11 protein-coding genes are annotated in these 12,211 nt (G+C 27.4%); 2 read left to right on the top strand and 9 right to left on the bottom strand.

The genetic code is table 11. From position 1 onward, the window contains the following. Positions 1-72: 72 nt before the first annotated feature. The 5 genes from KGF48_RS17775 to KGF48_RS17755 all read right to left on the bottom strand — a co-directional run bounded on the left by KGF48_RS17775 (position 73) and on the right by KGF48_RS17755 (position 4,314). Positions 73-861 carry a putative ABC transporter permease gene (locus KGF48_RS17775; protein ID WP_227868386.1) on the bottom strand — a complete coding sequence of 263 codons (789 nt, stop codon included), beginning with the start codon at positions 859-861 and terminating at the stop codon, positions 73-75. 112 nt (positions 862-973) lie between these two features. Then, complete coding sequence (locus KGF48_RS17770) at positions 974-1,939, bottom strand: VanZ family protein (RefSeq protein WP_227868385.1); 966 nt, start codon at positions 1,937-1,939, stop codon at positions 974-976. 163 nt (positions 1,940-2,102) lie between these two features. Next, a complete protein-coding gene (locus KGF48_RS17765) occupies positions 2,103-2,417 on the bottom strand; it encodes a hypothetical protein (protein ID WP_227829526.1) in 315 nt (104 codons plus the stop codon). Between the two features lie 141 nt (positions 2,418-2,558). Next, a complete protein-coding gene (locus KGF48_RS17760) occupies positions 2,559-3,059 on the bottom strand; it encodes a GNAT family N-acetyltransferase (RefSeq protein ID WP_227829527.1) in 501 nt (166 codons plus the stop codon). A 55-nt stretch (positions 3,060-3,114) separates the two neighbouring features. After that, positions 3,115-4,314 carry a DHHA1 domain-containing protein gene (locus KGF48_RS17755; protein ID WP_227840646.1) on the bottom strand — a complete coding sequence of 400 codons (1,200 nt, stop codon included), beginning with the start codon at positions 4,312-4,314 and terminating at the stop codon, positions 3,115-3,117. Between the two features lie 359 nt (positions 4,315-4,673). On the opposite strand from KGF48_RS17755, the gene KGF48_RS17750 reads away from it, so the two are divergent. Both KGF48_RS17750 and KGF48_RS17745 read left to right on the top strand, forming a co-directional pair. After that, the gene (locus KGF48_RS17750) at positions 4,674-5,642 is read left to right on the top strand and encodes an L-lactate dehydrogenase (RefSeq protein WP_227868384.1); all 969 of its coding nucleotides are present in this window, start codon (positions 4,674-4,676) and stop codon (positions 5,640-5,642) included. Between the two features lie 109 nt (positions 5,643-5,751). Then, positions 5,752-6,705 (top strand): L-lactate dehydrogenase, encoded by a 954-nt coding sequence (locus KGF48_RS17745; protein ID WP_227868383.1) that lies wholly within the window; start codon positions 5,752-5,754, stop codon positions 6,703-6,705. Positions 6,706-6,864: 159 nt separating this feature from the next. Here KGF48_RS17745 and KGF48_RS17740 read toward each other — a convergent pair whose 3' ends face one another. The 4 genes from KGF48_RS17740 to hcp form a co-directional block, all read right to left on the bottom strand. After that, entirely contained in the window at positions 6,865-7,995 is a 1,131-nt protein-coding gene (locus tag KGF48_RS17740; RefSeq protein WP_227840649.1) for an XRE family transcriptional regulator, read from the bottom strand. A gap of 161 nt (positions 7,996-8,156) precedes the next feature. Then, positions 8,157-9,110 carry a peptide-methionine (S)-S-oxide reductase MsrA gene (msrA, locus tag KGF48_RS17735; protein ID WP_227840650.1) on the bottom strand — a complete coding sequence of 318 codons (954 nt, stop codon included), beginning with the start codon at positions 9,108-9,110 and terminating at the stop codon, positions 8,157-8,159. A 191-nt stretch (positions 9,111-9,301) separates the two neighbouring features. Then, positions 9,302-10,213, bottom strand: a complete 912-nt coding sequence (locus KGF48_RS17730) for a patatin-like phospholipase family protein (RefSeq protein WP_227829533.1) — start codon at positions 10,211-10,213, stop codon at positions 9,302-9,304. 372 nt (positions 10,214-10,585) lie between these two features. Then, the gene (gene hcp / locus KGF48_RS17725; RefSeq protein ID WP_227840651.1) at positions 10,586-12,178 is read right to left on the bottom strand and encodes a hydroxylamine reductase; all 1,593 of its coding nucleotides are present in this window, start codon (positions 12,176-12,178) and stop codon (positions 10,586-10,588) included. Between the last annotated feature and the right edge of the window lie 33 nt (positions 12,179-12,211).

Below are 12,211 nucleotides of genomic sequence, written 5' to 3'. Positions count from 1 at the left end.
ATTATAATAGAGTTCTTTGCAAATTATCTTATAAATACTATTTTTCTGTTTATTTTTAATTAAATCATATTATCATCTTTTATTATCATTGATGATTTCTTTAAAGTATTGTAATTGTTCTTGTTGTTTTTTATGTTTTATATCTGGAAAAGCCTTGATAATTCTTTTTTGTAAGATAATATTAGATTCTATACGGTCTAATTTACTGTTTATTTTATTTAATTTTTCTCTAGCTTCTAATTTTTCACTATTTATTCTTTTAAATAAAGCTTGTATCTCTCTTCTATCAAACTTATCTAATTTCATATTTATACCATTTAGGTCTGTAATTATTTCATCTAATAAATTGAGCTTCATATCTAATTTTTTAAGTGATATGATAGTAACAATTAAATCCACAATTGTCCATAAAGTCGTAATTACCACTATTGAAATTAATATATTATACGGAATAGTACTTACAATATATTCTATATAGGGATGTATAAATTTTATTATTACAACAGACATTATACCAAAATATATTGCATTTTTTAAACAGACTCTTCCCTTTACATTAAATTTTTGGTCAGAATAATCCCACCATTTAGCATGAAATAATGTTTCTAAAATAAATCCTGTAAAATATTCTAGAATTGTAGTCAAAATCATTCCTATCAAAAATAAAATAATTATATTGTCAAATCTTCCTAGTATTGATATCACAAGTACTGCTCCAAAACCATAAACAGGACAGATTGGACCATTTAAAAAACCTCTATTGATTATCCTTTTGCTTGCTATAGAACATCCTGCACTTTCTACTACCCATCCTAGAAATGAATATATAAAAAAATACAAAATATATTTTATTATCTCCATAATTTATCTCTACTCCTTCAACAGTTGATATATTTTTGTGCATAATGTAAAAATAATTATAGAAATAGTTTTTTCGTTTTTTACTTTTGTTATTCTTTTTTTATTGGATATTCTATTCATCTAATCCAATTAATAATCTAGAAGCTGTGATTCCATGTTCATCTTTTGGTTGATTATCTTTATCAATCCAAATCTCAAATGTATCAGTTTTCTTTAATAGAGGTAAATTTTTAACATCAAATTCTTCATATCTAATTATATCTTTGTTCTCTTCTTCAGTAATTACAAAAGATATTAATTTTGTATTTTTACTCAGATAAACTTTTATATAACCATCCTTATCCATTAAATTTTCTGGACACTTTATATTATTATTACAAGCTGTCTTAATAGTTAACACACCATTTTTAAAACTTTCAAATGAACCAATTATATCTGCCTCATTTTTATCTATATCTTTAACTATTTCCTTATTTTCTTCAACTAATATTCTTGAAACTTGTTTATCTGGCTTGAGTTTAAAAGTTAACAAGCTTTGGTAGTTTGTAACAATGACACCCAATCCTATCACTCCCAAAATTATGCTTGTACTTATTATGGCTTGGAATTTTTTAATGTTATTAGGAAATAATTTGGTCACCTTTGTATAAATAATAATACCAAGTATCCCACCTAATGAATTTAGAATCACATCATCTATGTCACTGCTTCCAATAGCCAAAATGTATTGTATTAATTCAAATCCTAAACTAATAAGAGAAATTATTATAATTATATTTCTTTTATCTAATTTTTTTAATACTACAGGAAGAAAAATTCCCATTGGAATAAATATTCCTACATTACCTATGATATTTGCAATAGCTCTTACAAGGCTAATGTTACTATCTGTCATAAATTCCCATACTGTATAAAAGGGAATTAAGTTGACAGACCTAAATCCACCCTTGAAAATGGCATAAATTGGTATATCTTTAAATAAAATTATCCTTATAGTTATTAGAACATATACAAAAAATATTGTGTATATAATTGATAATAATAATTTTTCTGAAGTTCTACACATGTCTTTTTTCAATAATAACACCTTCTCTCTTTTAATATTTTAATAGTATCAACAAGTGTTTAAGATGCCTTTAAAATTTTCTTAAATTTTCCTTAAGTGTTAAATTAAAACACATTAAAAAAGGTCTATACTTTAAAATATAGGCCTTCATAAATTTCCTTATAAATACATTTTATTAAATAACAAACAATTTAAGTGTAGAACAAACAATAACCAAAGTTAAAAGTAATCTAGCATATAAAAAATTTTTTTCTTTAAGCATAACGCCTGCAATTCCAAGTATAAAAAAGAGAGATGCAATAAATTTACCAAGAATATTATTACTTGGATAAGAACTAAAATGCATGAAACAAAGTACAAATGTATATACCCCTATTGCATTAAATACAATTGTATTAGATGCTATCTTTCCTTTATTAAAAAAGAAACAGAATATTGACACTAAATCTAAAAACAAAAATACATAAAACATGACTTTTAAAACGCCCATACTTATACCCCCTAATAAATTTAATTATAATATCTGGTTTATTTCATATAATTCTCAATATACTCAGGATAAACTTATAATCTTAATATAATAATAGTATAAGTTTATATTACTGGCTTATTAATTTTTATATTTACATTACTAGTTTATTACTTCATATTCATACATATTATAATCACATTCATACATATTTAAAGACTCATACGTTGCTTTTGCATTTATGTTTTCTTTTTCTACATATAATCTCATGCCAACAATATTTTCATCTCTATCACACATATTTTTTATATGATTAAACAAATAATTAAAGATGCTCTTTCTTCTATACTCTTTCTCTACATATACACTCTGAATCCAAAGAAAGTTTCCATTTCTCCAATCACTCCACTCATATGTATACATAATCTGTGCGACAACCTTATCAAATACTGTATATACATAATATTTTCCTTTTCTTTCATCTAATAACAATGCCCTTACACCTTTAGTTAAAACATCCATGTCAAGTTCTTTTCCTTCTGTTTCTTTGGCTAAATTATAATTAAATTTCGCTATTATATCCAAATCCTCTAAACGGGCTTCTCTTATCTCTATCAGCTCTTCATTTTCATATAATTCTATATAGTCTTTTTGTTGTTCCATACTTATTCCCCCATATCTATTTTATGTATTACATTAATATTTTTGTAATAATACATTATAAAATTTTTTCTAGTTTCATAAATGCATAATCGAAGGTAGATTCTAAGTTACCATTATTTTTTCCTCCACCTTGAGCTAAAACCTGACTTCCTCCACCTTTACCATCTATAAGACTTATTGCATCCTTCAATAAACTTCCCATATTGACAGCTTTCAAATTTTTAGAACATGCAAAAATCAAGTTTATTTTTTCTTCAAATCTAACAGCTAATAATGCAATATTATTTTCATCTTCTGTAATTTTATTTGCAATTTTATTTACATATTTTAAATCTTCTTCATCATAAATTTTTTTAACAACTGAAACATTTCCAATCTTATTTGCATTTTCTACCATTTCTTTAACTTGATACTTAGCTACTATTTCTTCAAGTTTTCTTTTTTTACTTAGAGAATCTTCCACTTTCTCATTTAAGTTTACAATTCCATTTATAGCATCTTCTTCACTACAACTTAAATATCTACAGATTTTGGTTAAGTATATATCCCTTTTTAATACTTCATCTACGGCTCTTTTCCCAGCTAAAAACTCTATTCTTGTACTAGATTTATGCTTCTCCCATTTCTTTATTTTTATCATTCTAAGCTCACTTGTTGATTTTGGGTGTACTCCACAACATGCATTTGTATCTAAGTCACCTATTTTTACTACCCTTATCTCTTCATTTGTGTTTGGTAAAGCACGCCTTACCCAAATTTTTTTTAATTCTCTTTTAGTTGGAAGTAATGTTTCTACTTGTATATTTTGACGAATAATTTCATTAGCAAGCAACTCTATCTCTCTAATTTTTTCTTCATCTAAGTTACCATCTATATCTACTGTACTGTACTCATTTCCTAAATGAAAACCGGTTGTATTCGCATTAAAAGTCTTAAAAAAACACCCTGAGAGTACATGTTGTCCAAAATGTTGATGCATACCATCTTCTCTTCTATCCCAATCAATACTACACTTTACCTTATGTATTTTTATTGGTTTTTTATCTAATATATGATACACTTTTTTATCTTCTTCATATACGCTTATTACTTCATAATCATCTATTTTTCCTAAGTCTCCAAATTGTCCTCCTCCACCAGGGAAAAACGCTGTTTTATCCAGCAAAACATGAAACTTATTTTCTATTTCTCTTATCTCAATTATTTCTGCCGTGAAATCTCTTATATACTGATTCGTATAGTATAACTTTTCCATTATGATTTTATCTCCATTTCCTTTATTCTAAACTGCCTTATTGTTTAAATATGCACATATTTTAGGTTAAGTTTAAAGTAATTACACCAGATATAGCTTAACCTATTTTTTAATAGTAATCTTCTACTATATTTTAACATATAGATATTAATGTTAACAAATTTATAATTATATATTATTTTAAATATTCAATAATATAAAGTATATTAACATTGCTTTTTTAAAAACTTTAGTATAAAATCATATTAAATAAATTTTCTGAAATGATAGAATATTGCAATCTATAAAAAACATACTTAATAACATATAGCATTGTATTATAAATATATCGTTTTATTTTGTAGGGGGAGTGATTTAAAATGCCAATAAAACCAAGAAAAATATCTATTGTAGGTTCAGGTCATGTTGGTTCACACTGTGGATTTAGTTTGATAACTCAAGGAGTTTGTGATGAGCTCTTTATGATTGATATTGATGAAGCTAAGTCAAAGGCTCAAGCTTTAGATTTAGCTGATGCGGTTTCCTATCTTCCACATAAAGTACATATAGAAAAAGGAACTTTTAATGATTGTAAGGATTCTGATATCGTAGTGATAAGTGTTGCAGATTCTTCAGAAGGTCCTTTACGCAGACAAAACACAACTAGGTTAGACTTACTAAAACCAACTATTGGGATGATAAAATCTATAGTAAAACCTATAATTGATTCTGGATTTGATGGTATATTTATCGTTATTTCTAATCCAGTTGATGTAGTTACAAATTATATCTGGGAAAAGTCTGGTTTTCCTAAAAACAGAGTTATTGGAACTGGAACAGCTTTAGACTCAACAAGACTTAGAAGACTTTTATCTGAAGAGACTGGAATCGCTCAACAATCAATACAGGCCTACTCAATGGGTGAACATGGAGATTCTCAAATAGTTCCTTGGTCTCATGTTTCAATTGGTGGCAAACCAATTTTAGATATGATAAAGAATAATCCAGATACTTATGGCAAATTAGACTTACCATCAATAGTTGAAAAAAACAAGAAAACAGGTATAGGTATAATAAATGGAAAAGATTGCACAGAGTTTGGAATAGGAACTGCTTTAGTAGAAATTGTAAAAGCTATACTACATAATGAGAAGAAGATTTTACCAGTTTCTACATTATTAGAAGGTCAATACAATGAAGAAAATGTATTTGCAGGTGTTCCTTGTATTATAGGTAAAAATGGGATTGAGGGAATTGTTGAAATCAATTTAACTAATGATGAGCAAGCTGGATTTAGTAAATCTTGTTCTGTTTTAAGAGACCATATTGCACTTTCAAAGACTATTTAGTTTTAAATCTATGCTATTTATTCTTTAATTAACTTATTTAGATGCTCTATAATTATTATGGAGCATTCTCATATGTATACATAAAACAAAATGTAAGGAGATGTTAAATTTGTCAATAAAACCAAGAAAAGTATCAATAATAGGAACTGGTCATGTTGGTTCACATTGTGGATTTAGTTTAGTAACTCAAGGAGTTTGTGATGAGTTACTAATGATTGATATAGATGAAAGTAAAGCTAAGGCTCAAGCTTTAGATTTATCAGATGCAGTTTCTTATCTTAAACATGCCACAAAAATAAAAAGTGGAAATCTTGATGATTGTAAAGATTCTGATATTATAGTAATAAGTGCGGGTCCATTACCTGAAAAAAATCAGACTAGATTGGATACACTTGAGTCTACAATCAATGTTGTAAAAACAATTGTAAAACCTATTGTTGAGTCTGGATTTGATGGTATATTTATTGTAATTTCAAATCCAGTAGATATAATTACTGATTATATTTGGAAAGTTTCTGGATTTTCTAAAAATAAAGTTTTAGGCACAGGCACTGCACTTGATTCTTCGAGACTTAGAAGACTTTTATCTGAGGAAACAAATCTTCCTCAACAATCAATACAAGCTTATTCTATGGGTGAACATGGAGATTCTCAGATGGTTCCTTGGTCTCATGTTTCAATTGGTGGTAAGCCATTGTTTGATATTATGAAAGAAAATCCTAGCACTTATGGAAAATTAAACTTAGATGAATTAACTGAAAAAACAGCAAGAGCTGGTTGGGATGTACTTTATGGCAAAGGTTCTACTGAATTTGGTATTGGTACTGCTTTAACAGAAATAGTAAAGGCAATTTTTCATAATGAAAGAAAAATCCTTCCTGTTTCTACCCTATTAAATGGACAATATGGACAAAAAGATGTATTTGCTGGTGTGCCTGCTATAATTGGCATAAATGGAGTTGAGTCTATAGTAGAAATTAATTTAACTGATGATGAACAAAAAAAATTCAATAAATCATGTACTATTTTAAAAGAATACATTCAAATTGCTAAGGATATTTAGATTAATATCATATTAGAATACATATTTAAATTAATAGCATATTTTAAATATATCTTAAATTTAATATTGAAAGCAGGTAAATTGCTTATGATAAAAAACCATATCAACAAAGCTTAAATATAAATACCTGCTTTTATCTTTCAATATTAAATTATTAATTTATCTTTTCCCATCAAACTTTATAACTTTGCTTTTTTTCTTTGTATTTTGAGATAGAAATCCATTTTTTAATCCCATCAACAATTCTAGGTCTTCTGGATAAAGACTTATTCCTATATCCCCTAAATTTGATACTATATTATCTGTATTCATTATTTTGTTTTCTATCAATAATTCGACTGCTTTTTTTAAATATACTGGACTTACACCCTTCATTTTATCTAATGGTTCTTCTATTAACCATCCTCGTTTATCCATTTCACTCATAAGATAATTATACTTTTTGTAGCTTATCTCACCTAAATTATATGCTCTAAAAATCATAACAGATATAGGCACAATCCATTTTTGCTTTAGTTCTACATAATAATCTATGTCTTCTGGATAAACCAAGTCTTCTAAAAAAGTCTCTCTTGGAAGCAAAAATGCACAAGCATATTCATCTGCTAAGAATTGCTTATTTGGTATTCCTAATTGACTTGATATTATATATCCAAGCTCATATGCTAAATCATAGTTTCTAATTGATGCTGATTTTTTATCATTCCCAAGAGATATTAGATATTTAGTTTCTTTACCAATTCTCTGTTTTTGAGTAAATACTGTTGCTCCTTTTCTATCTACATTCATTCCTGATATTATAATCCCATTAGCCTCTAATAAACTTACCATATTTAATATTGGATTGTTGTTTAAACTCCAAAGTTCTCTAGTCTTATTAGCAAGACTTTCTATATCATTTACATTAACATCCTTAATTAGTTTTCTATTTGGTAAGTTTTCTTTTGGAAATTTTATATAACTTTCCATAAACGAGTATATTTTATGTATAATTATTATTTTTTCTCTATAAGAAATTTCCTCTACTCTAGGAAGTTTAGAATGAGGATTAAAATGACTATCTTCTACAATAACATTTATACTTTCATTTTTATAAAAATACTCTTTGGGGAAGTTTAATATATTTGATAATTTTAATGCATTTTCAATATTTGGAACATACTTATTTTCTTCAAAAGCTTGTAAATCTTTTTTATTTATTTTAGTTTCTTTAGATAACTGTTCTAGAGTTTTAGCTCTAAAAACTCTAGCTGATTTTAATCTTTTTCCATTAAAGTCTTTTAAATTCATTTGTTTTCTCTCTTTCAAAAATTAAATTCTTTAATCATACAAATATAAATTATAACATTACAATTAATAATTTATCACATTATTGACAAAAAAACAAAAGATGAAAACATAAATTTATATTTCCATCTCTAATCTTAATGTATGATATTAACTAGTTTTAATTATTTAAAAAGTTTTAAATATTCTCCATATCCTAGTTCTTCCATATCTTTTTTAGGTATAAACTTAAGAGAAGCAGAATTTATACAATACCTTAAACCTCCAAGTTCCTTTGGCCCATCATCAAAAACATGACCTAGATGAGAATTTCCTTTAGCACTTCTTACTTCAACCCTATACATGCCTTGTGAAAAATCGCTTCTTTCAATTACAGACTTATCTATAACTGGCTTTGCAAAGCTAGGCCATCCACATCCTGCATCAAATTTGTCCTTTGAAGAAAATAAAACCTCTCCACTTACTATATCTACATAGATGCCTTCTTCATTATTATCGTAATATTCATTTTCGAAAGGTACTTCTGTCATATCATTTTGAGTAACTTCAAATTGAATAGGAGTTAAAGTCTTTTTTAACGCTTCCCTATCTACATTATTTCCATCCCAATAACTTTTTACAAAATTATATCTTCCTGAACCTTTGTAATACATATTATAATTCAATGGTCTTTTTTTATAATAATCTTGATGATTTTCTTCTGCTTTATAAAACTTAGTTGCTGGAATTATTTCAGTAACTATCTTACTATCAAATATTTTACTATTTTCTAAGCTTTCTTTTGACTCCAAAGCTGTATTTTTTTGCTCTTCATCATGATAAAATATAGCGGTTTTATATTGAGTTCCTCTATCACCAAATTGTCCACCATCATCTGTAGGATTAATTTGCTTCCAAAATATATTTAAAAGTTCATCATAACTTATTATATTATCATCATAAGTTATTTGAATAGCTTCAACATGGCCAGTTGTTCCTGAGCATACTTCTTGGTATGTAGGATTTTCAACATGACCAGCTGTATATCCAGAAACTACTTTTATAACCCCATCATATTTATCAAAAGGTTTTACCATACACCAAAAACACCCACCTGCAAAAGTAGCAAATTTTATCATTTTCATCACTCCTTAAAAAAATTATATTTTATTTATTCCCTAAGAAGTAACTTAATAATCTTGTATTTTATTATTTTTTACTTTATTTAGAAAATACTATATGATATTAATGTATCTAAAATTGCAAAATCTTTTATCAAAATTATAAACTATAGAAATTCTCTACTTATAAATATAATTAAAAACTATACTTAATTTTTATAAAAACTTTTTCTATTTATCCATTCAAATGCATCTTTTATATCACAGTTTTCACCTAAAGATATTAAGTATTCTAGTGAATCACAATCATCCATAGCTACCTCTCTTTCCATTCTAGGATTTAACCTATAGTAATTATCTCCAAGAAGTTTTTGAGAAAATAATTGACTCATTTGAGAATTCCCTTCTAGTGTAACAGATATAATTGGTAAGTCTGGCTTCTTATTGATTATCCAGTCAATAGCTCCCCATTCAGTTGTATCTGTCTTTATACTATTATATACATATCCAGTCCCTATAGAAAAAAGTCTTGTATTTTTATAATTTAACTTAAGTCCACTGTCAATTGAATAAACTATACATGCTAGACTTGGATCAGTTGCTATTATTCCACCATCAACATGACAATTATAGGTTGGGAAAAATACTGGTGCAGCACTACTTGCCATTGCTACGTCTACAACTTTACTAGTTTTAGTAAGAGAATTTGGCATATTATTATAAAATACAGGCTTCCATGAATGTTCTTCATTGCCTATATAAAAGCTTGGCACCATGACTAGTTTATTTAAATCTTTCAGTTCTAAATCCTCTGGAAATATACTTAGCAAAATTTCCTTTAGATTTTTATTTTCATACTTTGGTCTAAGCATTTCTGCATAACTTTTGTTGAAAATATACTTTGAATTTTCAATTGAATAAAGTGTCTTTATCTCTTTAGGGCTTACACCATATGCAAGCCCTAATGCAATCAAACTACCTGTAGATGTTCCTCCAAACATATTTATATTATTTAATAAACTTGGATACTCCTCTACTAGTCTCTCAAGTATGGATATACTTAATGCTCCTTTTAATCCACCACCATCGAACGTTAATATATTAAAATTCGAATTTTTCATATACACATACCCCCATATAAAAGCCTTATATCTTTTAAATTTTAGTTAAAATAATTACACTATAGTATATATATATTATGCAAATTCTACATTACAAAGTTCCTCTTTCTATAATTAAATTCAGTATCCTGCACTATTAAAACTATACTTTTTATTTGTTTATACTATACACATATTTTAAGTATTATAAGTTTAAAAGTATGATTTATTGTAAACAGTTGATTAAAATAATATCTACTTTGTAATAGACCATAAAAACATAAATAAGGGTTGACTTTATACAAAGCCACCCCCTTATTTATATTAATTATAATTAAGCTTAATAATACTTCGATTATAAAATTTATACCTTATTAATTAAGCGTATACTCTTTATCCTAATATTTTTTTCATATCTTCTTCTGGAGTAGATATAGGAGTTAAAGCAAATTTTTCAACCAATATATTTAATACATTTTGAGACAAAAATGCTGGTAAAGAAGGTCCTATATAGATATTTTTTATACCTAAGTAAAGCAATGTAAGAAGTACACAAACAGCTTTTTGTTCATACCATGATAGCACTATGCTAAGAGGTAATTCATTTACATCACATTCAAAAGCATTTGCCAATAGAACAGCCACTTGAATTGCACTGTAAGTATCATTGCATTGTCCCATATCCATTAAACGTGGTAAACCACCTATTTCTCCAAGATTTAAATCATTAAATCTATATTTTCCACATGCAAGAGTCAATATAACAGTGTCCTCAGGAGCTTGTTTTACAAATTCAGTATAATAATTTCTTCCAGGTTTTGCACCATCACAACCACCAACTAATAAAAAGTGTCTTATAGCTCCATTTTTTACAGCTTCTACTACTGTATCTTGTACAGATGAAACTGTTCCTCTTGCAAAACCAGTAGTTAGCATATCACCTCCATTTATTCCAGTCATATGCATATCTTCTTTATATCCTCCAAGTTCAAGTGCTTTTTCTATGACACTATAAAAATCTTTATCTTCTCCAATATGAATCATACCAGGATAAGCAACCACTTCTGTAGTAAATACTCTATCTCTATAACTATCCTTAACAGGCATTAAACAGTTTGTCGTAAATAATATTGGAGCAGGTATATTGTCAAATTCTTTTTGTTGATTTTGCCATGCTGTACCAAAATTTCCTTTTAAATGCTTATATTCTTTTAATTTTGGATATGCATGTGCTGGTAATAATTCTCCATGAGTGTATATGTTTATTCCCTTATCTTTTGTTTGCTCTAGCAATTTGTGTAAATCATAAAGGTCATGCCCTGTAACTACAATAAATGGACCTTTTTCAATTTTCATAGGTACTTGAGTTGGTTCTGGTGTTCCATAAGTTTCGGTATTTGCTCTATCAAGTAATTCCATACATTTTAAGTTTATTTCTCCAGTTTTCATTACAAATCCTAAAAGTTCATCACTAGATAAGTCTTCTCCAACTGCTACTAACCCTTCATAGAAAAAATCATTCACTTCTTTATCTGTATATCCAAGTACCATTGCATGATAAGCATAAGCAGCCATACCTCTTAATCCAAATAAAATCAATGATTTTAATGAACGTATATCTTCATTATCATTCCATAAATTCTTCATATCGTAGTTGTCATTTCTACTACAAGTTGTCGAGCAATCTGAACATCTAGGTACAAGTTCACTTTTTGCTAGTTCAGTTTTTTCAATTTGTCTTTTTATAGCTTCATCATCAAAACTTACATTTGTTACAGTAGTAAACAATCCTTCTATCATAACTTTATCTGTTTCTCTTGTTGGTCTATTTTTATTTCCAACAGTTGCTCTTGAAAGTCCAATTAATACTCCTGTAAGTTCATCTTGTAAATTGGCTGTTCCCCCTTTTTTACCACAAGCTCCGTTTATAGTACATCCTTTACCACCAACTGTCTGTTCACATTGAAAACAAAACATATTCTCCATTCTTTATTCCTCCCATTTCATTTTATTTATTAA

Source organism: Clostridioides sp. ZZV15-6388 (assembly GCF_020657755.1).
GTDB lineage: Bacteria > Bacillota > Clostridia > Peptostreptococcales > Peptostreptococcaceae > Clostridioides.
Note: the sequence above shows the minus strand (reverse complement) of the source record. Positions and strands in the feature narration are given on the sequence as shown.